The organism is Kitasatospora sp. NPDC090091, assembly GCF_044747365.1.
Classification (GTDB): domain Bacteria; phylum Actinomycetota; class Actinomycetes; order Streptomycetales; family Streptomycetaceae; genus Kitasatospora.
In genome coordinates this window covers 236,116-258,519 of the sequence record NZ_JBIVDY010000008.1, presented here as the reverse complement: position 1 = coordinate 258,519, position 22,404 = coordinate 236,116, and the positions used below count along the sequence as shown (strand labels likewise).

Here is a 22,404-nt window from a genome sequence, read left to right as displayed (position 1 = left end):
CACACCGTACGGGCGCCGGGGAAGGCCCGGTAGCAATTTGGCGCGGCGTGTCGTGTGATCAAGCTGATTCTCCGACTATTTTGCCGGCATTTGTGCCCGTCCGTCGGCACGCCGATGCCATATCGATATTTGATTCGAACATATATTCAATTACCCGGACCGCGGCCGGAACTGAGCATCCGCCAGCGCTCCAGCATCCCCTCGGGGACCTCCTCGGCGGTGAGCGCGTACACCAGGTGGTCCCGCCAGTCGCCGTCGATGTGCAGATAGCGCGGACGCATTCCCTCCGAGCGGAAGCCGAGCTTTTCCACCACCCGCCGGCTCGGCCCGTTCTCGGGGCGGATGCAGACCTCGATCCGGTGCAGTCCGAGTGCGCCGAAACAGTGGTCCACCGAAAGCGCCACCGCGGCCGGCATGATGCCCCGGCCGGCCACCGCCTCGTCGATCCAGTACCCCACGTTGGCCGAGCACATCGAGCCCCAGGTGATCCCGCCGACGGTGAGCTGACCGACCAATTGGCCCTTGTAGAGCACGACGAACGGCAGCATCCGCCCGGCCGAGGCCTCACCGCGCAGGAAGCGCACCATCTGCCGGTAGGTCGGGCGCGGGCCGGCGTTGTGGCCGGCCGGGCCGGGCGGCACGGTGGCCTCCCAGCGGCGCAGCCAGTCCCGGTTCCGCTGGCTGACCTCCTGCCACTCACGCTGGTCGCGGCCCCGGATCGGGCGCAGCGCGACGTCCCCCTCGTGGAGCTCTACCGGCCAGCCGGCGTTCAGTGCGCTCTCCCGGAAGCAGGCGTGTCGGGCCGGGGGTGGTCCCCGCCGCCGAGCTGGTCGACGGCGTGCGCGAGCAGCGGTTCGAGGACGGCCAGGCCGTCCTTGACGCCGCCGGTCGAGCCCGGCAGGTTGACGATCAGGGTACGTCCGGCGAGGCCGGCAAGCCCGCGGGAGAGCGAGGCGGTCGGGACCTTCTCCCGGCCGTACGCCCGGACGGCCTCGGCGATGCCGGGGATCTGCCGGTCGATGACCCGGGCGGTCATCTCGGGGGTGAGGTCCATCGGGGAGATGCCGGTGCCGCCCGTGGTCAGCACCACGTCGTAGCCGGCCGCGACGGCCCTCCGCAGGGCCGCCTCGACCGGTTCGCCGTCCGGGACGACCTCGGGGCCGTCGGCGGTGAAGCCCATCGCCCGCAGGCCGGCGACCAGCAGCGGGCCGCCCTTGTCCTCGTACACCCCGGCCGAGGCCCGGTTGGAGACGGTCACCGCCAGCGCCCTCATGCCGGCACCCCGCACGCCTGCACCCCGCGCGGATCGTCCGCGCCGGTCACTGCGCCGCCTCCGGCGCGAACCAGTCGCCGCTCTTGCCGCCGGTCTTGCTGAGCACCCGGACCGACTCGATGGCGGCACCCTTGTCGACGGCCTTGACCATGTCGATCACGGTGAGGCCGGCCACCGCGACGGCGGTGAGCGCCTCCATCTCGACGCCGGTGCGGTCGGCGGTCTTCACGGTGGCGGTGATCTCGACCGCGTCGTCCGCGACCGCGAGGTCGACCTTGACCCCGGAGACGGCGATCGGGTGGCAGAGCGGGATCAGGTCGGGCGTCTTCTTGGCGCCCATGATCCCGGCGATCCGGGCGACGGCCAGGGCGTCGCCCTTGGGCACGCCCTCGCCGCGCAGCAGCTCCACCACGCGCGGGGAGACCCTGACCCGGCCGGCCGCGACGGCGGTGCGCGCGGTGGCGGCCTTCTCGGAGACGTCGACCATCCGGGCCGCGCCCTGGTCGTCGACGTGGGTGAGGCGGTCGCCGGGGGGTGAGGTGGTCACGGGTGGCTCCAGGGGGGCGCGCAGATCGAATACCGCGCTACCGTACCCCCCGTCCCGGCCGGGGCGTGGGACGGGCCGTGCCGGTGAGACGGCCCGTCGCGCCGGGGGTCTCAGCCGCCGAGCAGGACGACGTCCACCTCGCTGCCGGCGGGCAGCTCCGTGACGTCCTCGGGGACGGTGATCAGGCAGTCCGCCCGGGCGAGCGCGCCGACCAGGTGGGACCCGGCGCCGCCGACCGGCTCGACCACGCCGTCGGCCGCCCGGTACCTGCCGCGCAGGAACTGGCGCCGGCCGGCCGGGGAGCGCAGCGCGACCGGGCAGACCGCGCGCACCACCGGGCGGTGGACGTCCTCGGCGCCGAGCATGGTGCGGATCACCGGGCGGACGAAGAGCTCGAAGGAGATGTAGGCGCTGACCGGGTTGCCGGGCAGGGCCAGCAGCGGCACGCCGGGGCCGGAGTCCCCGGCGCCGATCCGGCCGAAGCCCTGCGGCTTGCCGGGCTGCATCCGCAGCCGGCGGAAGTCCACGCCCCCGTAGGACTCGAAGACCTCCTTGACCACGTCGTACGCGCCGACGCTGACGCCGCCGCTGGTGACGATCAGGTCGGCCCGGCCGAGCTGGTCCTCCAGGACGGCGCGCAGCCGTGCGGCGTCGTCCGGCACCCCGCCGACCCGGTAGGCGATGGCGCCGGCGTCCAGGGCCGCGGCGGTGAGGGTGAAGCTGTTGGAGTCGGCGATCTGCCCGGGGCCGACCGGCTCGCCGGGCTGGACCAGCTCGCTGCCGGTGGAGAGCACCACCACGCGCGGGCGGGGGCGGACCTTGACGGTGGCCCGGCCGATCGCGGCGAGCAGGCCGAGCTGGGTCGGGCCGAGCCGGGTGCCGGCCTCCAGCACGCGGGTGCCGGCGGCGACGTCGCTGCCGCGGCGGCGGACGTGGGCGCCCTCGGAGACCGGGCGCAGGACCCGGACCTCCTCGCCCTCGACGGCGGCGCCCATCGCGTCGGCGGCCCGGCCGGTGCCGCTGCCGCCGTCGGTCCACTCGACCGGGGCGACGGCCTGGGAGCCGGGCGGCACGGGCGCACCGGTCATGATCCGGGCGGCCTGGCCGGGGCCGACCGCCGGCAGCTCCCCGGCACCGGCGGCGATGTCGCCGACCACCGAGAGCACCGAGGGGTACTCGGCGGTGGCGCCGACGGTGTCGGCGGTGCGCAGGGCGTAGCCGTCCATCGAGCTGTTGTCGAAGGGCGGCAGGTCGACGTCGGCCAGGACGTCCTCGTCGAGCCGGCAGCCCCGGGCGTCGAGCAGCTGGAGCTCGATCGCGGGCAGCGGGGCGACCGCGGCGAGGACGTCGGCGAGGTGCTCGTCGACGGTCCACATCCGGGGCGGGCGGGGCGCCGGTGCCGGGTCCGCGGACCCGTCGCAGCAGGCTGCGGCGGGCGTGGTGCTGCTGTCCGTGGACCCGGTCATCGGCGCTCTCGCTCTCTGTCGGTTGCTCAGTCCTGCAGCTCGGAGGCGACGAACTCACGGAGCCAGGAGCGGAACTCCGGGCCCAGGTCCTCGCGCTCGGAGGCCAGTCGGACGATGGCGCGCAGGTAGTCGGCGCGGTCGCCGGTGTCGTAGCGGCGGCCCTTGAAGAGGACACCGTGCACCTGGCCGCCGGACTCGACGTCGCGGGTGGTCAGCTCGCGCAGCGCGTCGGTGAGCTGGATCTCGCCGCCGCGGCCGGGCGGGGTCTCGCGCAGCACGTCGAAGACCGAGGGGTCGAGGACGTAGCGGCCGATGACGGCGTAGTTCGACGGGGCGTCGGCGGTGTCGGGCTTCTCGACCAGGTCGGTCACCTGGAAGACGTCCTCGCCGAAGCCGTTGGCCTTGACGGCCGCGCAGCCGTAGAGGTGGATCTGGGAGGGGTCGACCTCCATCAGCGCCACGACCGAGCCGCCGAGCTCCTGCTGGACCTCGATCATCCGGGCGAGCAGCGGGTCGCGCGGGTCGATCAGGTCGTCGCCGAGCAGGACGGCGAAGGGCTGGCCGGCGACGTGCTGCTCGGCGACCGAGACGGCGTGGCCGAGGCCCTTCGGGTCGCCCTGGCGGACGTAGTGCATGTTCGCCAGCTCGACGGACTCGCGGACCCGGCGCAGGCGGTCCTGGTCGCCCTTGCGGGCGAGCAGCTCCTCCAGCTCGTAGGCACGGTCGAAGTGGTCCTCCAGGGCGCGCTTGTTGCGCCCGGTGACCATCAGTATGTCGGAGAGGCCCGCCGAGGCGGCCTCCTCGACGACGTACTGGATCGCCGGCTTGTCGACGACGGGCAGCATCTCCTTCGGGGTGGCCTTGGTGGCCGGAAGGAAGCGGGTGCCCAGTCCGGCCGCGGGTACCACGGCCTTGGTTACCGGAATTCGGGAGCTGGTCGTCGTCATGCGTTTTACCTTACTAAGGCACGTTTTCGCCTGACCGGGCACGGCTGACCGGCTGTGACAGCACGTCGCTGAGCCCGGCCACAATGGCAGGCAGAGGTGGTGTGACGGGTGAGGAGAGGGGGTCCTCTCCGACACAGGGCGACAGACTACCCGCCTTTTCCGAACGGTCACCCTCGGCATCGGAGCCGCTGTCCGGCCGGGGGGAGCCCGCCGCGCGCCAGCAGTCGCCGCCGGCCGCGCGGGCCTCGGCGAGGGCCCGGTCGGCGGCCCGGAGCAGAACGGCGGCGTGCGTACCGTCCGCGGGCAGCACCGCGACACCGACGGCGGCGGTCAGCCCGTTGCCGTGCGGGCGGCGGTCCGCCCGCGGCCCGGAGGACCAGTCCAGCAGCAGGTGGCGCCGGACCGACCAGACCAGCCGCTCGGCGACCTGCGCGGCGCCCTCGGCGCCGGTGTCCGGCAGCACCGCCAGGAACTCCTCGCCGCTGTACCGGCCGAAGGTGTCGGAGCGGCGGATCTCCATGCCGAGCCGCTGGGCGAGGTCGCGCAGCACCGCGTTGGAACGGCCCCGGCCGTGCTCGGCCACCACCGCCTCGAAGCCGGCGATCTCCAGCAGCAGGACGGCCAGCGGGCGCGGGCCGTCCTGCTGCTCGTTCTGCTCGGCCCGCCGGGAGCGCTCGATCTCCCGGTCCAGCGTGAGCTGCAGGTGGCGGTAGTTCCAGACGCCGGTGAGCGGGTCGCAGGAGGCGGTGCGCTCCAGCTCGGCGCAGCGGGTCTCCAGTTCGGCGACCCGGGCGCGCAACCCGGCCTCGCGCACGGCGGCCCCGCCGTCGCCGCGGCGCACGCGCAGCCCGAACAGCGTGGCGCCGGCCAGGGCCGGAACGCTCAGCGCGGCCAGGGCCTGGACCAGGAGCGGGGTAGACATGGGGGTGCCTTCCGCGTGACAGGCTCTGGGCGTCACCGGCACAGAGCTGTGGAGGATCCCGTGCACAACGAGAAGAGCGAGCTGAGGACACGGCTGCTGGCGCAGCGGCGTGCCCTGCCGCCCGACGCCCGGGAGGAGGCGGCCCGCGCACTGGCCGCGCACGCCGGCGAGCTGGCCGCGCCGGGGGCCACGGTGGCCGCGTACGTGTCGGTCGGCGGGGAGCCGGGCACCCGGCCGCTGCTGGACGCGCTGCGGGCGCGCGGGGTGCGGGTGCTGCTGCCGGTGCTGCTGGCCGACAACGACCTGGACTGGGCCGAGTACACCGGCCCGGAGGCGCTGGCCCCGGCCGGGCGGGGGCTGCTGGAGCCGGTCGGCGGGCGGCTCGGGCCGGAGGCCGTGACCGGGGCGGGGCTGGTCCTGCTGCCGGGCCTGGCGGTGGACCGCGCCGGGCTGCGGCTGGGCCGGGGCGGCGGCTCCTACGACCGGGTGCTGGCCCGGCTGGCGCGGGCCGGGGTGCGCCCGCTGCTGGCGGTGCTGCTGTACGAGCACGAGCTGCTGGCCGAGGTGCCGGCCGAGCCGCACGACCTGCCGGTGGACGTGGCGCTCACCCCGTCGGGGCTGCACCGGCTGGGGTGACGGTCGGCCCCGCCCCCCGTGCTGCGGGGGCGGGGCCGTGGGCCGGTTCCGGCGGGGTGCCGTCCGGCGGAGCGTCAGCCGGTGGTCAGGATCAGCTTGTTCTTGGTCGACTTCTCGACCGCGTCCGGCGAGTAGGCCCAGGTCAGCAGCTTGCCCTTGAGCCAGAGGTCGGTCTGGTCGTTGTAGTTGGGGTGGAAGGCGTGCCCGGAGGCTCCGCCGACGTTGACCCAGCGGGAGGCGTCGAGGTCGCTCATGTCGACCACCATCCGCATCGACGGGATCCAGTCCACCTCGTAGCCGGCGGCCGCGTTCCAGCCCGCCGCGTCCACCGCCGCCGAGCCGCCGGAGAGGCGGTACGGGCCGCGGTTGAGCAGCTTGTGGACCACGCCGGAGGCGATCGAGGAGTCGTCCGTGCCCATGGTCTGCTCGCGCAGGGTCAGCTTGTGCAGGCGGCCCCAGCTCCAGGAGGAGACGTCCTTGCTGAGCAGCGCGGTGAGGTCCTGGCGGGCGTTCTTCATCGCCTCGGCGAGCAGGTTGTCGAGGCCCTTCTGCTCCTTGTGCTGCGAGTCGATGTACGTCCACCAGCTGCTGTCGGGCTTCTCCAGCTGCTGGCGCACCACCTCGGTCCAGCGGTCGCCGCCGTCCGGCTGAGCCTTGCCCGGGTCGCGGGTGCCGCACTCGGTGACGATCTGGGTGCTGCTGTCCGGCTTGGTCGGGTCGGCCTGCTGGCGGACCAGCAGGCAGTTGTCCTTGGCCCGCAGGTCGGCCGGGAACTTCTGGCCGAAGGAGAGGCTGAGCAGCTGGCGCCAGACGCCGTTGTAGAAGGCGGCGGCGGCCGAGTCGGCGTCCTGGTGGTAGTTCCAGTCCTTCAGCAGGTCCTGCGCCTCGCGCACGTACGGGTCGTCGATCTGGACCTTGAGCAGCAGCGGGACCAGCGTCCTGGCGAGGATGCTGGTGTTGTCGAGCTGCATCTCCTGCATGTCGTCCGGCGAGATCCTGCCGTTGTTCTTGAGCTTGGCGTCGATCTGGTCGGAGATCTCCTTGGCCCGGGTGCCGTACTCCCAGTCCTTGGTCAGCAGGTACTTGTAGGACGGGTCCACCACGGCCTGGTTGGCGGTGACGATGTAGCCGGACGGCGGGTTGAAGCTGTACGGCATCGCCGTGAAGGGGACGAAGGCCTTCCACTCGGAGGCGGAGTCCCAGCCGGCCGCCGGGTAGGTGCCGTCGCCCTTGGCGCGGACCGGGACGAGGCCGGGGGCCTGGTAGCCGATGTTCTTGGCGTCGGCGTAGATCAGGTTCTGCGCGGGGACGGTGAAGTCCTTGGCGGCGGCGCGGAACTCCTCCCAGCCCTTCGCCCGGTCCAGTTCGAAGACGGCGTCCATGGTCTTGCCGGGGACGAGCGCCGTCCACTGCAGGGCGACGCCGTAGCCGGTGGTGCCGCGGTCCGGAGCGGAGGTGCCGTTGGGCGCGTACTTGCCGACGTTCTGCTGCTCGGTGCTCTGGTCGGAGATCAGCGGGGCGCCGGCCTTGGTGGTGCGGACGGTGATGGTGCGGTCCTCGCCGCCGGCGACCTTGATGGTCTCCTTGCGCAGCTCGAACTTGGTCTCCTTGCCGTCCAGCAGGTAGGTGTCCGGGCCGGTCACCTTCTCCAGGAGGAGGTCGGTGACGTCGGCGCCGAGGTTGGTGAAGCCCCAGGCGACGTCCTTGTTGTGGCCGATCACGACGCCCGGCATGCCGGCGAAGGTGAAGCCCGAGACGTCGAAGCCGCAGGTGGCCGAGACGGTCCGGCAGTGCAGGCCCATCTGGTACCAGACCGAGGGCAGGCCGGGGCCGAGGTGCGGGTCGTTGGCCAGCAGCGGCTTGTTGGTCGTGGTGTGGGAGCCGGAGACGACCCAGGAGTTGGAGCCGATGCCCTGGCCCTGGCGGCCGAGCAGCTGCGGCATCGCGTCGATCCGGTCGGTGACGTCCTTGAGCATCGCCTTGGTGGCGGCCGCGCCCTGGGTGGTGGCGCCCTGCGTGCCGGCGCCGGCCGCGGCGGGGCCGTCGGCCGGGCGGTAGGCGTCGCCGCTGACGGTGCCGGTCTTCACGATCGTGCCGTTGCGCGCGTACGGGTACTCCGGGTACAGCTCGGCGATCTTCTCCGGGCTGTAGTCCTGGGCGAGCAGCGAGCGGTCGATCTCCTCCTGGAGGTTCCCGGAGAGGTTCCAGGCCATCGCCTTCAGCCAGGCCACCGAGTCGACCGGGGTCCACTGCTCGGGCTTGTAGTCGCCGTTGACGACGCCGAGCAGCGCGTACTCCAGCGAGGCGCTCGCCCCGCCGGGGTGCTCGCCGAGCCAGGCGTTGACGCCGTCGGCGTAGGCCTGGAGGTACTTCTTGGTCTCGGGGGACAGCTGGGTGTCGAACTCCTTCTGCGCCACCTGGCGCCAGCCCATGGTGCGGATGAAGGAGTCGGTCTCGACCTGGCTGTCGCCGAACATCTCGGAGAGCCGGCCGGCGGTGATGTGCCGCCGGACGTCCATCTCCCAGAACCGGTCCTGCGCCTGGACGTAGCCCTGGGCGCGGAAGAGGTCCTCGGAGGTGTCGGCGTAGAGCTGGGGGATGCCGTTGGCGTCCCGCTTCACGTCCACCGGCGCGCTCAGGCCCGCCACCTTGACGCTGCCGTCGACCTCCGGGAAGGACGCGCGGACCGCGGCCACCCCCCGGTAGCCGCCGTAGCCGGCGCCGGCCACCAGCAGCACGACCAGCACGATCACGATCAGACGGGCGCGCCGGAACTTCTTCGAGCGGGGCATCTGGGTCCTTGCGGTCCTCGACTGGGGGGCGGGCGGGCATGTCCAGGGCACACGGCCGTGACAGGGCACCACATTAGGCCGACTCGGCTGGCGGGCGTGCACGGGGGACGCTCACGGTGGGATCGGACGAGGTCAGGCAGCCGGAGGCGGCGGCCCCGCGGGACGGGAGAAGCTAAAGATATGGCAAAATGTTAGACTGAGTAACGATCCGCAAGGGGAGCAATCGGCCGTGCCGACCTCCGCACCCCTTCCGGTCGGCTCCCCGGCCCCGCCGCCGGCAGACACCCCGCCCGCCCACAGCTCGCCCGAGGTGCCCCTGCGTGAATGTCGACCACCTGAACCAGCTGCTCCTCGAATTCTCCGTGATCCTGCTGGTCGCGGTGGTCGCCGTGCGCATCTCGACCCGGTCGGGGCTGCCCAGCCTGCTGATCTACCTCGGCCTCGGCGTCGCGCTCGGACAGAACGGCGTCGGTGTCTCCTTCAATGACGCCGCGCTGACCCAGGTGATCGGCTACGCCGCCCTGGTCGTCATCCTCGCCGAGGGCGGGCTGAAGACCAGCTGGCGCGAGGTGAGACCGGTGATGCCGGCCGCCACCGTGCTCGCCACGGTCGGCGTCGGGATCAGCGTCTTCGTGACGGCGGCCGGGGCGCACTGGCTGGTCGGGCTGGACTGGCGCACCTCGCTGCTGCTCGGCGCGATCGTCTCCTCGACCGACGCCGCCGCCGTCTTCTCCGTCCTGCGGATGGTGCCGCTGCCGCACCGGCTGACCGGTCTGCTGGAGGCGGAGTCCGGCTTCAACGACGCGCCCGTGGTCATCCTGGTCGTCGCCTTCGCCACCACCGGCGAGACGGAGAGCTGGTACGTGCTGGTCGGCACGATCGCCGCCGAGCTGGCGATCGGCGCCGCGGTCGGCCTCGCGGTCGGCAAGATCGGCGCGTTCGGGGTCAAGCACGTGGCACTGCCGTCCTCCGGCCTCTACCCGATCGCCGTCCTGGCGCTCACCGTGCTCGCCTACGCCGGCGGCGCGCTGCTGCACGGCTCGGGCTTCCTCGCCGTCTACATCAGTGCCGTCATCCTGGGCAACGCCAAGCTGCCGCACGGGCCGGCCGTCCGCGGCTTCGCCGACGGACTGGCCTGGATCGGGCAGATCGGCATGTTCGTACTGCTCGGCCTGCTCTGCACGCCGGAGACCATGGGCTCGGCCGTGGTGCCCGCGCTGGTGATCGGCGCCGTGCTGGTCTTCCTGGCCCGGCCGCTCTCGGTGGTGCTGACCATGACCCCGTTCCGGCTGCCCGTGCGGGAGCAGGCGCTGCTCAGCTGGGCCGGACTGCGCGGGGCGGTGCCCATCGTGCTGGCGACCATCCCGATGGTGTCCGGTGCGCCGCTGGCCCAGGACGTCTTCAACATCGTCTTCATCCTGGTCGTCGTCTTCACCCTGCTCCAGGGGCCGACCCTGCCCTGGGTGGCCAAGTGGCTGCGGATCGGCGAGGGCTCGATGGGCCAGGACCTCGGCATCGAGTCCGCCCCGCTGGAGAAGCTGCACGGACATCTGCTCTCGGTGGCGCTGTCGCCGGCCTCGAAGATGTCAGGCGTGGAGATCGGCGAGCTGCGGCTGCCGGCCGGAGCGGCGGTGACCCTGGTCGTGCGCGAGGGGAACAGCTTCGTACCGGACAAGGCGACCGTGCTGCGCGGCGGCGACGAGCTGCTGGTCGTCACCACGGACGAGGTGAGCGAGGCGGCCGAGCGGCGGCTGCGGGCCGTGGACAAGGGCGGCAAGCTGGCCGGCTGGCTGCACGGACGCGGGGCCTGAGGGGCTCGAATCCCGGGCCGGGCCTTGGGCTGACCGGCTTCACCCGGGATTCACCTTCAATTGGCAGGACAAGTTTGCCAGTACCCTGTATTGTCGAGGCCAGCGCGACATCTACGCGCGTATACGTATACTGGTTGCTACACCCCCAGCATCTGCCTGATGCAGAGTTGGCGCGACCGCTCGGCGGCTGCGGCCCGGACTTCGGCACCCATGCCGGCCGGCCCGGTATCTACCCCGGTCGACGCGCGAGAGGACGACTCTCGGCGCCGTCGGGGCCACCCCATGCCCCTTCCGCGCTACCAGGCAGCAGGAAGGACCGGCCGTGACGGCTCGCCGAACGGTCGACAACGGCAGCGTCGCCAAGGACGCCCTCACCGACCCGGCCGCCCCGGCCACCCCCGCCGCCCCGGAGCGCGTCGGCTACGGCGCCCTGCTCCGCACGCCCGGGGCATGGACGTTCCTCGCCCCCGCGTTCGCCGCGCGGCTCCCGTACGCGATGCTCAGCCTGGGCATCGTCCTGCTGGTCCTGGACACCCACGGCTCGTACGGCACGGCGGGCAGCGTGGCGGCGGTCTCGGCCGTCGCCCAGGCCTTCGTCGGCCCGCAGACCGGCCGGCTCGCCGACCGCTACGGCCAGGCGGCCGTCCTGGTCCCGAGCGTGGTGGTGCACGCGTTCTCGGTCGGCGCCCTGATCGCGCTGGCGCTGGGACACGCCCCGGTCTGGAGCCTGTTCCTCGCCGCCGCCCCGGCCGGCGCCAGCGTGCCGCAGGTCGGCGCGATGGTCCGGGCCCGCTGGGTCGCCAAGCTCTCCGCGGAGGGCGCCTCGCCGGCCAAGCTGAACACGGCGTTCGCCTTCGAGTCGGTCACGGACGAGTTCACCTTCGTGGTCGGGCCGGTGCTGGCCGGCGCCATCGCCACCTCGGTCACCCCCGCCGCCGGTCTGATCGCCGAGGCCGCGCTGACGGTCGTCGGCGGCCTCGCCTTCGCCGCCCAGCGCGCCACCGCGCCGGCCCGGCACCCGCACCAGCCGGGCGTCCGCCGGGTCTCCGCGCTCTCCTCGCCCGGCGTCCGGCTGCTGGCCGGTGCCTTCCTGGGCGTGGGCACCGTCTTCGGCGCGATGCAGGTCTCGGTGACCGCCTTCACCGAGTCGGTCGGCCAGCCCGGGGCCAACGGGACGGTCTACGGGATCTTCGCCGGCGGCTCGATGCTGGCCGGCGTGCTGTACGGCATGGTCGCCTGGCGGCGGGCCGCGCGGCACCGGATGCTCGCCAGCTACGCCCTGCTGGTGCTCGGCTGCTCGACGCTCTGGGCGATGCCCAACCTGGTCGCGCTCTCGGTCGCCGGGCTGGTCTGCGGTCTGGCCATCGCGCCGACCCTGATCACCGGCTACACGCTCGTCGAGACGCTGGTCGCGGAGGGCGCCAAGACCGAGGCCTTCACCTGGCTGACCGGCGCCATCGGTCTGGGCCTGGCGGCCGGCTCCACGGTGGCCGGCCGGCTGATCGACGGCCACGGCCCGTCGGCCGGGTTCCTGGTGCCGCTGGCCGGCGCCGGTCTGGGCCTGGTCGCGCTGGTCGCGCTGCGGCACCTGCTGATCGCGCCGGGCCCGGCGAGCCCGGCGAGCCAGGTCGTCGCGAGCAGCGGCGAGCGCGGCAGCAGCCGGCAGCTGGTGGGTGCCGCCAAGGGCTGAGCCGGGGGCGACCCCGGGGCACCGGGGAGTGCCACGCGGCGGCCGGCAGCGCTCGGCGCCGCCCCGGCCGCCGACTCATCTCACACCGGAGTCGCTGGACTGATCCCGCGGAATGCCGCATCATTGACCATCGTTAGCACTCATCAGGCGAGAGTGCCAGGAGGAAGCAAGTGCCCACGTACCAGTACCAGTGCACCGAGTGCGGCAACGGCCTGGAGGCGGTGCAGAAGTTCACCGACGAGGCGCTGACCACGTGCCCCGACTGCCAGGGGAAGCTCCGCAAGGTCTTCTCGGCCGTGGGCGTGGTCTTCAAGGGCTCCGGTTTCTACCGGACCGACAGCCGCTCCTCCTCCAGCTCCTCGGTGAGCGGGGGCTCTTCGTCCTCGTCGGCCTCGTCGTCGACCTCCTCGGCCCCGGCCTCGTCCTCGGGCGGCTCGGCCCCCGCGGCGAGCCCCGCTCCGGCGACCGCCAAGTAGCGCCGCCACCGAGCACATCAGCCGCCGATCGAGGCCGGCCGACACCCGCTTTCCTGTAAGGCCCGCCGGGCCCGCGCCGACGCGCGGCCGGCGGGCCTTACGGCGCTCCGGGGCCTCACGGCGTTCCCGGGGGCCTGATAGGGCCTTACGCCGGCCCGCGGCGTCACCCGGGCGGGCCGGCATCCACCCTCACGGGTGTACGGAGTTGTCCACAGGCCCGGGTTGTCCACAGGTCTGGGGACAACGCTTCCCGAGCGCCGACGGGCGGCCCAGAGTGTGCGCGAGAGGCCGGCCCGGCGAACCCGGGCCCGGCGCCCTGCGACCCACCCGGGCGGTGCCCCATGACGACCACGGCCGCGAGCCTCCCCCGCCGCTCCCCGCTGCCGCTCCCGGCACCGAGCGTCCCACCTCGCCGGGAGGTGCCGACGTTCCCGCCGATCCGGCGCGGGGGCGGCCGGCTCCACCGGCTCCGCCGGGCCCTGTGGCAGCGGCCCGCGGCGCCGGCGCTCGTCCTGCTCGCGGTGGCCGCGGCGCTGGCGCTCGGCCCCGCGCGGGCGGGCCTGTCCCCGCCGGGCGGCGCGCCCTCCCCGCAGTCCGTCCACCGAACGGGTTGTCCGTCGGGCGCAGCGGAGGATCACCCGTGACCGAATGAGGAGGTCGTCGTTCACGCGGCATGAAGGGCTTCAAGGAATTCCTGCTGCGTGGGAACGTCGTCGAACTCGCCGTCGCCGTCGTCATCGGGGCGGCGTTCACCAACATCGTCAACGCCTTCGTGAAGGGCGTGATCAACCCGATCGTCGGGGCGCTCGGGGCCAAGGACCTGGACTCCTACCGCTCCTGTCTGAAGGGCCCCTGCGCGGTCGGCGCGACCGGGGAGGTCACGTCCGGCATCTTCATCCTCTGGGGCACCGTGCTGAGCGCGGCGCTGCAGTTCCTGATCACCGCGGCCGTCGTCTACTTCTGCATGATCCTGCCGATGACCAGGTTCACCGCGAAGCGCAAGACCCTCGCCGAGGTGCAGACGGAGACCGAGCTGAAGGAGGTCGTCCTGCTCGCCGAGATCCGTGACGCGCTGGTCGCGCAGCAGCGCTGAGCCTGCCGCGGCCTGGGTGCCCGTGCAGCGAGGCGCGGCTCGGTGGCGCGGCGCGGCCGTCCGGTGCCGGTCAGTCGCCGTGGTGCGGCGGGCGCTGGCTCAGGTACCAGTCCAGCCCGCGCCCACCGCTCTCCCCGCCGCCCGGGCGGTCGCCCCAGCCCGAGTCGGTGTCGTCCCGGGACTGCTGGTCCAGCGGGTCGCGGAAGACCAGCCGCGCCTTCGCGGCCGGCCCGGCGGCCTTCTCCTCGGTACCGTCCCGACCGGACTTCCGCTCGTCCACCGGCCCGTCTCCTTCTCGCACGTCGTCCACTCCTTCGACCCCCGCCCCGCTCGCCTGCGCGCCCGGCGCCCCTGCCGGCGTTCCTCCGGGCGGTCCCCCACCAGCCTAGAAGCTCGCGCCCGCCCGCGTGACCGGCCGCCTGCGGCCCCGGGCGGAACGCACACGGACCCCGGCGCGGAAGTGCTCCGCGCCGGGGCCCGTCCCGTTCACCGGCCCGCCTTCACCGGCCCGCGTTCACCGGCCCGCCTTCACCTGACCCGAGGGGCGTCAGGCCGCCTCGAAGCCCGCGTGGTCGGCGATCTTCTTCAGCTCGGCCAGCGCGTGCTTCTCGATCTGGCGGATCCGCTCACGGGTCAGACCGTGCTGCTTGCCGACCTCGGTGAGGGTGCGCTCGCGGCCGTCCTCCATGCCGTACCGGGAGCGGATGATCGAGGCCGTCCGGTCGTCCAGGCGCCCGATCAGGCCGTCCAGCTCCTCGCGGCGGAGCATGACCATCACGGCGTCCTCGGGGGACGTCGCCCCGGTGTCCTCGACCAGGTCGCCGAACTGGGTCTCGCCCTCGTCGTCGACCGACATGTTGAGGCTGACCGGGTCGCGCGCCCAGTCGAGTACGTCCTTGATGCGCTCCTCGGTCGTGTCCAGCTCGGCCGCGATCTCGGCCGGCTCGGCCTCGCGGCCCAGCTCCTTGGACTTCTCCCGCTGCACCCGGCGGATCCGGCCCAGCTCCTCGACCAGGTGGACGGGCAGCCGGATGGTGCGCGACTGGTCGGCGATCGACCGGGTGATCGCCTGGCGGATCCACCACGTCGCGTACGTGGAGAACTTGAACCCCTTGGCGTAGTCGAACTTCTCGACCGCCCGCACCAGGCCGGCGTTGCCCTCCTGGATGAGGTCCAGCAGCGGCAGACCACTGCGCGGGTAGCGGCGGGCGACGGCGACGACGAGGCGCAGGTTGGAGCGGATGAAGACGTCCTTGGCGCGTTCGGCGTCGTCGGCTATCGCCTCCAGCTCCGCGCGCTCGACGCCCTCGGGCAGCTCGCCTTCGTCCAGCAGGTGCTGGGCGTACACGCCGGCCTCGATCCGCAGCGAGAGCTCGACCTCCTCGGCGGCATCGAGCAGGGGCGTCCTGGCGATCTCGTCGAGGTACATGCCGACCAGGTCACGGTCGGCCTCAAGGTTGGTCGGGCGGGCCGCGCGAGTCCGGTCGGCCCTGTCGCGAACGACGGCACGGGTGGCCATGCTTGCTCCCTTTGCTGGTGTTGCCGAGGTCTGCCTGCCTGCCCCGAGAGGGCAAGAAGTGCGGGCCCCGCGGGGCTCACACGTAACGATCCAACGAACAGATTCCGGACAACATTCCCAAGTCGCTCAGATTCTTCCAGCGATGCAGTATCCTGCCGGTTTTCACCCCGGAGCTGGACGGAGGGTGACCAATCAGGTGCGCCAGGTGCCCGCGCAGCGACCGCTTCGGAGCAGGCGCCCACCGACTCGCGGCCCCGGTACTCGGTGAAACCCCCGGCCGGCCACCGACGTTCCCGAACCACCCGGAATCCGCCCGGAATCCGCCGGTGCTCACACCCCGGCGCTCGCAGGACCTCCGCACAAAAGATGCCAAATCGCTATCGCAGCGGCAGCCGATCGGTGCGCGCCCCTGGGAAGGTGTCAGCCATGCACCTGACGAGCAGCTCGGGCTCCATCACCCCGCGTAGCCGCCATCTGCTCCGGCAGACGGCGCTCGCGGTCGGCTGCGCCGCGCTGTTCGCCCTCCTGGCCGGCCTGGTGACGAGCGGCTGGGGCCCGCTCGCGCGGTTCGACCGGGGCTGGGTCGACCACCTGCACTCCTACGCCCGCGACCGCACGGCCTGGACCGCCTCGGTGCAGACGCTCTCCGACATCGGCGGCACGATCACCGTGCGCACCGTGCTGGGCATCGCCGCCGTCTGGCTCTGGCTGATCGGGGCGCGGGTGCTGGCGGTCTGGGCGGTCGCGCAGACCCTGATCGGCTGGGGGGCGCTCTGGGTGCTGAAGCTCTCCTTCGACCGCCGGCGGCCGGCCTTCCCCGACCCGGTCTCGCACGCCGGCGGCCCGGCCTACCCGTCCGGGCACGCGATGGCCTCCGCGATCACCTTCGCCGCGCTGGTCGGGCTCTGCTGGTCCCAGCTGCGGCGCGGCGGGCGGATCGCCGCCTGCGCGGCCGCCGCGTCGGCGGTGCTCTCGATCGGCTGGACCAGGACCGCCCTGGGGGTGCACTGGCCCAGCGACGTACTGGGCGGCTGGCTGGCCGCCGGGGTCGTGCTGGGCGGGGTCACCGTCGCCGTCGAGCTCTGGCGGCCCGGCGCGCTGGCCCGGGACATCCGGCGGGTCAACTGGCGGACCCGCCCCCGGGTCCAGCGCATCGTGGTCTCCCCGGCCCGCCCGGCCCCCGGCGACCCGGCCTTCGACGAGGCCCCCGACCGCCCGGACGGCGCGGTCGGCCGCGGCCCGGCCTGATCCCGGCGCTCCGCGGCGGGCACCCGGCCGCGGAACGACCGAGGCCCGGGCCGGAGGGACTTCTTCCTCCGGCCCGGGCCTCTCACGCGTCCGCGGTGCTGTGCCCCAGGCAGGATTCGAACCTGCGACACCGGCTTTAGGAGAGCCGTGCTCTATCCCCTGAGCTACTGAGGCGGGGGTCTGCCGGGCGGGTGCCGACAAGACTGTGAGCGCCGGGTTGGCGGGGCGCGGGGCCGCACCCGTGGGGGCGCGCCGGGCGCCCGCCTGGACGCTCGATCCACAGAGTACCGGATCGGGTGTCTGGCGGGCGCTGCGATTGTGGGAGCTCGCCGGCGGCGCCGGACGACGGGCGGCGGGCGCAGCGGGCCCGGCCGGGTTCCGCCGGGCCGGGCCCGCGCTGGCGGTGGACCGTCAAGACGGCTCCGGCCAAAGGGAAGGGGCCCGACAGGGCGTCAGGAGACGTCCAGTAGCCTGCCAGGGAAGACCGCGTCCGCACGAACCCCTAAGGCCTCCCGCATGCGACCAGCCGCCGCCCCGCACCCGGCGATCCGACTGCTCGGGCAGGTCTGGGTGTGGCCGGCGCTGGCCATGCTCTGCGTCGGCGGGTACCGGCTCGGCACGCCCCAGCTGTGGCGGGACGAGGTGGCGACCTGGAGCGCGGCCTCCCGCTCGCTCGGCGACCTGCTGCGGTTGCTGCAGCACATCGACGCCAGCAACGGCGCGTACTACCTGCTGATGCACGCCTGGACGGCGCTGTTCGGCGAGTCGATGATCGCGCTGCGGCTGCCCTCGGTGCTGGCCATGGCCGGCGCGGCGGCGTTCGTGGCGCTCACCGCGGAGCGGCTGTTCGGCGGCCGGGTGGCGGCGATCAGCGGCGGGCTGCTGTTCACCGTGGTCCCGATGGCCTCCCGGTACGCCCAGGAGGCCCGCTCGTACGCCCTGGTGACCTGCGCGGTCGCCGCGGCGACCTGGTTCCTGCTGCGCGCGCTGGAGCGCCCGGGGCTGCGGCGCTGGGCGCCGTACTGCGCGGCCATGGCGGTGGCCGGCGCGGGCCACGTGATCTCGTTCAGCACGGTCGCCGGGCAGCTGGCGGTGGTGCTGCTGCACCTGTGGCGCACCCGCGACGCCGTGCAGCGGCGGCTGCTCTGGCAGTACCCGCTGGCCGTGGCCGTGGCGGCGCTGCCGGCGGTGCCCGTCCTGGTGCTGGGCAGCCGGCAGTCCGGGCGCCAGCTCGGCTGGATCACGACCCCCGGTCTCGGGTCCCTGTGGCGCGTGGGCGCGTCGCTGTTCGGGTCGGCCAACGTCTTCCACGTCTTCCTGCTGCTCGCCCTGCTCGCGCTGGTCCTGCCCGGGCGGCGGCCGTCCGCGCTGCAGCTGGCCCTGCTCGCGGTCCTGCCGGTGCTGGTCGTCTGGCTGGCGTCGCGCGGCAGCACCTCGTACTTCCTCGACCGGTACCTGCTGTTCACGGTGCCGGCCTGGGCGTCGCTGGCCGGCGGCGGGGTGCGCGCGGTCTACACGACGGTGGCGGCGGCCGCCCGGCGCAGCCGGACACCGCGGCAGCTCCGGGCCGCCGGGCTGCTGCTGGCGGTCGGGCTCCTGGCCGTCCCGACCGCGGCGGCGCTCCCCAAGCAGTCCTCGGTGCGGCACGCCGACTCGCACTCCGAGGAGCCGTACCGGGCGGCGGCCGACCTGATCGCCGCCGGCTACCGGCCCGGGGACGGTCTGGCGGCCCCGCTCGGCGACCAGAGCTGGGCCATGCTCGGGCCGGGTGTCTCGTACTACCTGCCGGCGGGTGTCCGCCCCTACCCGGTCTTCGTCGAGCGCAGCGCCGAGCAGGCCGAGGACCTCTTCCCCACCGAGTGTCCGCAGGCGGAGCGGTGCGTGGGCGAGGGGCAGCGGATATGGCTGCTGGTGCTGGGGGACACCGCCGAACCGCTCACGGCACTGCCGGACGACCAGGCCCGCGCCCTCCGCTCCCACTACGGCGCGCCGGACCGGGTCACCCCGCTCGGCGGCGTGACGCTCGCCCTGCTGGACCGTACGACCCGCTGACGACCGGCCGATCACCGGTTGGTCACCGGCCGACGAGCGCCCGGCGAGGGCCGACGAGCAGCCGGCGACCGCTGCGGGGCGGACCCGGCCTCCGGCCCCGACGGACCGGGTGCGCCCGCAGCGGATGCGGCGGCCCCGGGGCGGGGTGACCATGGAGCACGACGACCGGGCGCCTCCGGCCGACCGCGCCGACCGGTCACCCGCGGACCACCCGCCCGCCGATCGCCTGCGGTCGGCCACCGCCCAGCCGCCCCTCGGCCGCGCCGTGCCCCAGGAGGATGCCCGTGAGCGAGCCGCCTCCCGGGCGGATGGCCCGGCTGAAGAAGCGGTCGGCCGAGGTGGCCGAGTTCCTGCGGGTGCTGCCCGAGCAGGTGCCGATGGTCGGGCGGGCGCTCCGTCAGCTGCTGCACGTGAGACTGCTGGACTGCGCCACCCGGTTGGCCGCCCAGTCCTTCCTCAGCGCGCTGCCCGCGCTGTTCGTGCTGGCCGTGTTCGCCCCGTCCTCGATCCGGGACGGGGTGGTGCACTCGCTCCGCCACGAACTCGGGCTGCAGGGCCAGGCCGGGGATTCCGTGCAGCAGCTGCTGCAGACCGGAAAGGACCAGGAGACCGGCTTCGGCGTGGTCGGCGCCCTGGTCACGCTGCTGTCGGCGACGGCGCTGAGCCGGGCCGTGCAGCGGGTCTGCGAGCGGTGCTGGGAGCTGCCGAAGTCCGGGACCCGGCTGGCGGCCTGGCGCTGGCTGGTCCTGCTGCTGGTCTGGCTGATCGTCCTGGTGTTCCAGGCCCCGCTGCGGAACGGCTTCGGCGTGGGCACGTGGTTGGGGATCCCGCTGACCTTCGTCGCGGCGTGCCTGCTCTGGTGGTGGACGCAGCACCTGCTGCTGGCCGGCCGGGTGCGCTGGCTTCCGCTGCTGCCGGGCTCGCTGCTCTGCGGGGTGGCGGTGATCGGCCTCGGTCTCGCGGCCCGGATCTACCTGCCGCGGGCGATGACGCGCAGCGTGCAGCAGTTCGGCTCGTACGGGGTCGTCTTCACCAGCCTCTCCTGGCTGATCGTGCTGTTCACCGGGTTGACGCTGGCGATCGCGATGGGGCGGGTGATCGCCGAGGAGCCGCAGATCGCGCACTGGCTGGGCGGTCAGACCGAGCCCGGCGTCTGGGGAGGCCCCCGCTTCTAAGCTCCTCGGACGACACCTCGGGGCCGGTCGGGGCCGGCCGGCCCCGCGGCGGCCTCGCAGAACGACGGAGTGGGAAGTCGGACCGGCCGACTTCCCACTCCGTCGTTGGCAACGGGCGAACGCCCGGGCGGGCGGGCGCCGTCAGAGCAGCCGGGTCAGCCGCGACAGGATGGACGGCGGCGCCAGGTCGGACTGCAGGACGACCGGGACCTCCACCTTGCCGTCGCCCGCGCCCACCCGCAGCACACCCACCTGGGTGCCGGCCTTGGCCGTGTGGCCGAGCTTCGCCGGGTCGAGGGTGAGGGTGCCGGAGATGCCGGGGAAGCCGGCCGTGGTCAGCTCCTTGGCCGCGACCACCGGGACGGTGCCGCCCAGGCCGTTGTCGACCTGCCCGACCACGTCGCCCTGCTTGGCAAGCGTCTGCCCGGTCAGCCCGTTCTGCGCGGCTTGGATCTGCTTGGCGCTGACGATCTGGACCACCTTGAGGATGCTCGGCTCGGCGGTGGTCGGCGGCTGGCCCAGGGTGACGCCGAGGATCAGCCGCCGCACCCCGCCGATCTCCTTGTAGGCGGCCCACATCAGGCAGCCGCCGGCCGGGGTGCTGGAGCCGGTCTTGACGCCGATGATGCCGTTCTTCGGGGAGATCAGGGTGTTGGTGTTGGGGATCTTCTGGTTGTTGAAGTTGGTGTCCGGGGTGGAGACGATCTGCCGGAAGATCTCGTCCTGCATCACCTGGCCGGCCAGCTTCAGCTGGTCCTTGGCGGTGCTCTTGGTGTCCGGGCTGAAGCCGGCCGGGTCGGCGTAGGTGGTGTTGGTCATCCCGAACTTGGCGGCGGTGTCGTTCATCTTCTTGACGAACACGTCCTCCGAGCCGGAGTCCCAGCGGGCCAGCAGCCGGGCCACGTTGTTGGCCGAGGGCAGCATCAGCAGTTCCAGCGCCTGGTACTGGCTGATCTGCTGCCCCTCGACCAGGGGCACCCGGGACTCGTCGAGGTTGCCGGACTCCTGGGCGGCCTGCTTGTCGACGGTGATCTTCGGGCCGCTCTCACCCTTCTTGAGCGGGTGCGCCTGGAGGATCAGGTAGGCGTTCATCACCTTGGTGACGCTGGCGATCGAGGCCGGCGCCTCCGTGCCGGAGCTGCCGAGGCTGCCGACGCCGACCACCTCGGCGGCCGACTGTCCCTTGGCCGGCCAGGCCAGGTCGAGCGGGTCGCCGCCGAAGCTGAAGCTGCCCGGGGCGGTCAGCTTGACCTTGGCGTCCGGCAGCGGCCGGAGCAGCTGGGCGACGACCACCGCGCCGAGCACCACACCGAGGAAGACGGTCCAGATGGTGATCCGCTTCAGCGCACGGCGCAGCGGCGAGACCGGGCGGGCGTTGAGCGCGGCCAGCACCTCCATCGCCTCGGCCGTGGTCTCCGGAACCGGCAGCGGCTCGGGAGCGGGCAGCGGCTCGGGAGCGGGCAGCGGCTCCGGCTTCGGCAGCGGCGGGACCGGCGGCACGGGCTGCGGATCGGGGGTGGGCAGCGGCGAGGGCGCCGGGCGGGGGCCGGGCTTCGGGGCCGGCCCGGGCTTCGGCAGCGGCTCCGGCCCGGGCGTCGGCTCCGGTTCGGGGACGGGCTTCGGCTCCGGGTGCGGCTCGGGCACCGGCTCGGGGACGGGGCCCGGTTCGGGCAGCGGCCGCGGGGTCGGCGGCTCGGGGACGGTGCCCGAGCCGGGGGCGCGGAACGCCTTGGGCTTCTCCAGCTTCTCGGCCTGCTCCGAGCGCGCCGGGGCATGGGCGGCCCCGGCGCCGCGCTCCCCCGTCGTCTCGCGGTCGGACGCCGGCCCGGAGTCCCGCGCGGAGTCGGCGTCGGGCGCGGCTTCCGCCTCGGGCTCCGACTCCGCGTCAGGCGCCGCCGCGGACGCCGGCTCCGCGCCAGGCCGCTCGGGCCGGTCCACGACGGACGTCCGGAGGGCAAGACGCGGGTCGACGCCGGACGGGCGGCCGGCGGGCGCGGCCGCCGCCGCCCCCTTCGTCGACGGGGTGTCATCGGCGCCGCCCGCACCGCCGTCAGCTGCCGCTTCCCCGCCACCGGGCGCGGGCTCGGTGAGCTCGGGGGGCAGGCGCAGAGCGGTGGTCGCGTTGTCGACGGGGAGCCGCAGCATGGTGGTCCGGGTGTCCACATCCCGGACGCGGAGCTGCACGGTGGAGCCCGGCCGGGCCGTTCCGGACGGAGCGTCCGACGAGGCCTCCGACGACGCTGCCCCCTCGGTGGCCGCCGGCTCCTCGCCGACCGCGGACGCCCCGGCGGGCGCGTCGTCCGTGTCCGCCCCCGAAGCCGACCCCGACCCCGAGTCCGCGACCGCCTCGGCCGCGGCACCGGCGCCGTCCGACACGTCCGCGGTGTCCGCACCGCCCGTGCCGTCCTCCCGGACGCCGGCCGGGCGTTCCCGGTCCCGCCCCTGCGCCCGCTCGCCGTCCCGCAGCACCCTGTCGGGGGACTCGCCCACGTAACCCAGCCTCCTCAACGCCCGGCGGGGCACCGGCCGACCCGATTTCGGGAAGCCGACGCCCCGCCCCGTGTACCTGTACAGTCTCCGCCACCGGCGGCCCTCCGGCTGCCCACACCCCGCCCGACCGGCACCGATTGCCGCCGCACGGCCGCACCGCGGCCCGTTCACCGCTCAGACGCCGCCCCCGAGACCGCCGGTTCCGCGCCCCGGCGGCAAGGTCACGATTCGGAGGCGTACTCGACAAGCCCGTGTGAGAGGCGTCAC

18 protein-coding genes and 1 tRNA gene are annotated in these 22,404 nt (G+C 73.9%); 8 read left to right on the top strand and 11 right to left on the bottom strand.

Features of this window, described 5'->3' with window-relative positions:
• Nucleotides 1-146 precede the first annotated feature (146 nt).
• From ACIPSC_RS16665 to ACIPSC_RS16640, 6 genes are all read right to left on the bottom strand, one after another.
• Complete coding sequence (locus ACIPSC_RS16665) at nucleotides 147-773, bottom strand: GNAT family N-acetyltransferase (RefSeq protein WP_400826456.1); 627 nt, start codon at nucleotides 771-773, stop codon at nucleotides 147-149.
• On the bottom strand, nucleotides 770-1,273 hold the full coding sequence (locus ACIPSC_RS16660; protein WP_400826346.1) for a molybdenum cofactor biosynthesis protein B: 504 nt from the start codon (nucleotides 1,271-1,273) through the stop codon (nucleotides 770-772). The genes ACIPSC_RS16665 and ACIPSC_RS16660 overlap by 4 nt, the downstream gene beginning before the upstream one ends.
• Before the next feature lie 46 nt (nucleotides 1,274-1,319).
• Nucleotides 1,320-1,760, bottom strand: coding sequence for a cyclic pyranopterin monophosphate synthase MoaC (gene moaC / locus ACIPSC_RS16655; protein ID WP_400826455.1), 441 nt, complete (start codon nucleotides 1,758-1,760; stop codon nucleotides 1,320-1,322).
• 170 nt (nucleotides 1,761-1,930) lie between these two features.
• Nucleotides 1,931-3,196, bottom strand: a complete 1,266-nt coding sequence (gene glp, locus ACIPSC_RS16650; RefSeq protein ID WP_400826454.1) for a gephyrin-like molybdotransferase Glp — start codon at nucleotides 3,194-3,196, stop codon at nucleotides 1,931-1,933.
• A 116-nt stretch (nucleotides 3,197-3,312) separates the two neighbouring features.
• Nucleotides 3,313-4,233 (bottom strand): UTP--glucose-1-phosphate uridylyltransferase GalU, encoded by a 921-nt coding sequence (galU, locus tag ACIPSC_RS16645; RefSeq protein WP_238949767.1) that lies wholly within the window; start codon nucleotides 4,231-4,233, stop codon nucleotides 3,313-3,315.
• Between the two features lie 13 nt (nucleotides 4,234-4,246).
• Nucleotides 4,247-5,155, bottom strand: coding sequence for a GGDEF domain-containing protein (locus tag ACIPSC_RS16640; RefSeq protein WP_400826344.1), 909 nt, complete (start codon nucleotides 5,153-5,155; stop codon nucleotides 4,247-4,249).
• Nucleotides 5,156-5,215: 60 nt separating this feature from the next.
• On the opposite strand from ACIPSC_RS16640, the gene ACIPSC_RS16635 reads away from it, so the two are divergent.
• On the top strand, nucleotides 5,216-5,791 hold the full coding sequence (locus ACIPSC_RS16635; protein WP_400826343.1) for a 5-formyltetrahydrofolate cyclo-ligase: 576 nt from the start codon (nucleotides 5,216-5,218) through the stop codon (nucleotides 5,789-5,791).
• Between the two features lie 74 nt (nucleotides 5,792-5,865).
• On the opposite strand, the gene ACIPSC_RS16630 is transcribed toward ACIPSC_RS16635, so the two are convergent.
• A complete protein-coding gene (locus tag ACIPSC_RS16630) occupies nucleotides 5,866-8,583 on the bottom strand; it encodes a penicillin acylase family protein (protein WP_400826342.1) in 2,718 nt (905 codons plus the stop codon).
• Nucleotides 8,584-8,903: 320 nt separating this feature from the next.
• Here ACIPSC_RS16630 and ACIPSC_RS16625 point away from each other — a divergent pair, with 320 nt between their 5' ends.
• The 4 genes from ACIPSC_RS16625 (at nucleotide 8,904) to mscL (ending at nucleotide 13,653) form a co-directional block, all read left to right on the top strand.
• Nucleotides 8,904-10,394 carry a potassium/proton antiporter gene (locus ACIPSC_RS16625; protein ID WP_400826341.1) on the top strand — a complete coding sequence of 497 codons (1,491 nt, stop codon included), beginning with the start codon at nucleotides 8,904-8,906 and terminating at the stop codon, nucleotides 10,392-10,394.
• Nucleotides 10,395-10,824: 430 nt separating this feature from the next.
• Nucleotides 10,825-12,084: an MFS transporter gene (locus ACIPSC_RS16620; protein WP_400826453.1), complete on the top strand. Its 1,260-nt coding sequence runs from the start codon at nucleotides 10,825-10,827 to the stop codon at nucleotides 12,082-12,084.
• A gap of 170 nt (nucleotides 12,085-12,254) precedes the next feature.
• Nucleotides 12,255-12,560 (top strand): FmdB family zinc ribbon protein, encoded by a 306-nt coding sequence (locus tag ACIPSC_RS16615; RefSeq protein WP_400826340.1) that lies wholly within the window; start codon nucleotides 12,255-12,257, stop codon nucleotides 12,558-12,560.
• 673 nt (nucleotides 12,561-13,233) lie between these two features.
• On the top strand, nucleotides 13,234-13,653 hold the full coding sequence (gene mscL / locus ACIPSC_RS16610; RefSeq protein ID WP_400826339.1) for a large conductance mechanosensitive channel protein MscL: 420 nt from the start codon (nucleotides 13,234-13,236) through the stop codon (nucleotides 13,651-13,653).
• A gap of 70 nt (nucleotides 13,654-13,723) precedes the next feature.
• On the opposite strand, the gene ACIPSC_RS16605 is transcribed toward mscL, so the two are convergent.
• Nucleotides 13,724-13,954 carry a hypothetical protein gene (locus ACIPSC_RS16605; protein WP_400826338.1) on the bottom strand — a complete coding sequence of 77 codons (231 nt, stop codon included), beginning with the start codon at nucleotides 13,952-13,954 and terminating at the stop codon, nucleotides 13,724-13,726.
• 246 nt (nucleotides 13,955-14,200) lie between these two features.
• Nucleotides 14,201-15,172, bottom strand: a complete 972-nt coding sequence (locus ACIPSC_RS16600; RefSeq protein ID WP_400826337.1) for a sigma-70 family RNA polymerase sigma factor — start codon at nucleotides 15,170-15,172, stop codon at nucleotides 14,201-14,203.
• 426 nt (nucleotides 15,173-15,598) lie between these two features.
• Between ACIPSC_RS16600 and ACIPSC_RS16595 the strand changes: the two genes are divergently transcribed.
• Complete coding sequence (locus ACIPSC_RS16595; protein ID WP_400826336.1) at nucleotides 15,599-16,420, top strand: phosphatase PAP2 family protein; 822 nt, start codon at nucleotides 15,599-15,601, stop codon at nucleotides 16,418-16,420.
• A gap of 101 nt (nucleotides 16,421-16,521) precedes the next feature.
• Here the strand turns inward: ACIPSC_RS16595 and ACIPSC_RS16590 are convergent.
• Nucleotides 16,522-16,594: transfer RNA gene (locus ACIPSC_RS16590), tRNA-Arg, on the bottom strand.
• A 342-nt stretch (nucleotides 16,595-16,936) separates the two neighbouring features.
• Between ACIPSC_RS16590 and ACIPSC_RS16585 the strand changes: the two genes are divergently transcribed.
• Nucleotides 16,937-18,472 (top strand): glycosyltransferase family 39 protein, encoded by a 1,536-nt coding sequence (locus ACIPSC_RS16585; protein ID WP_400826335.1) that lies wholly within the window; start codon nucleotides 16,937-16,939, stop codon nucleotides 18,470-18,472.
• Between the two features lie 278 nt (nucleotides 18,473-18,750).
• Complete coding sequence (locus ACIPSC_RS16580; RefSeq protein WP_400826334.1) at nucleotides 18,751-19,647, top strand: YhjD/YihY/BrkB family envelope integrity protein; 897 nt, start codon at nucleotides 18,751-18,753, stop codon at nucleotides 19,645-19,647.
• A 141-nt stretch (nucleotides 19,648-19,788) separates the two neighbouring features.
• On the opposite strand, the gene ACIPSC_RS16575 is transcribed toward ACIPSC_RS16580, so the two are convergent.
• The gene (locus ACIPSC_RS16575; RefSeq protein ID WP_400826333.1) at nucleotides 19,789-22,137 is read right to left on the bottom strand and encodes a D-alanyl-D-alanine carboxypeptidase; all 2,349 of its coding nucleotides are present in this window, start codon (nucleotides 22,135-22,137) and stop codon (nucleotides 19,789-19,791) included.
• Between the last annotated feature and the right edge of the window lie 267 nt (nucleotides 22,138-22,404).

Coding starts and splice junctions, on each gene's coding strand:
- ACIPSC_RS16585 (WP_400826335.1), top strand. CDS start 16,937: ATGCGACCAGCCGCCGCCCCGCACCCGGCGATCCGACTGCTCGGGCAG.
- glp (WP_400826454.1), bottom strand. CDS start 3,196: ATGTGGACCGTCGACGAGCACCTCGCCGACGTCCTCGCCGCGGTCGCC.
- galU (WP_238949767.1), bottom strand. CDS start 4,233: ATGACGACGACCAGCTCCCGAATTCCGGTAACCAAGGCCGTGGTACCC.
- moaC (WP_400826455.1), bottom strand. CDS start 1,760: ATGGTCGACGTCTCCGAGAAGGCCGCCACCGCGCGCACCGCCGTCGCG.
- ACIPSC_RS16640 (WP_400826344.1), bottom strand. CDS start 5,155: ATGTCTACCCCGCTCCTGGTCCAGGCCCTGGCCGCGCTGAGCGTTCCG.
- ACIPSC_RS16630 (WP_400826342.1), bottom strand. CDS start 8,583: ATGCCCCGCTCGAAGAAGTTCCGGCGCGCCCGTCTGATCGTGATCGTG.
- ACIPSC_RS16595 (WP_400826336.1), top strand. CDS start 15,599: ATGCACCTGACGAGCAGCTCGGGCTCCATCACCCCGCGTAGCCGCCAT.
- mscL (WP_400826339.1), top strand. CDS start 13,234: ATGAAGGGCTTCAAGGAATTCCTGCTGCGTGGGAACGTCGTCGAACTC.
- ACIPSC_RS16660 (WP_400826346.1), bottom strand. CDS start 1,273: ATGAGGGCGCTGGCGGTGACCGTCTCCAACCGGGCCTCGGCCGGGGTG.
- ACIPSC_RS16580 (WP_400826334.1), top strand. CDS start 18,751: ATGCCCGTGAGCGAGCCGCCTCCCGGGCGGATGGCCCGGCTGAAGAAG.
- ACIPSC_RS16600 (WP_400826337.1), bottom strand. CDS start 15,172: ATGGCCACCCGTGCCGTCGTTCGCGACAGGGCCGACCGGACTCGCGCG.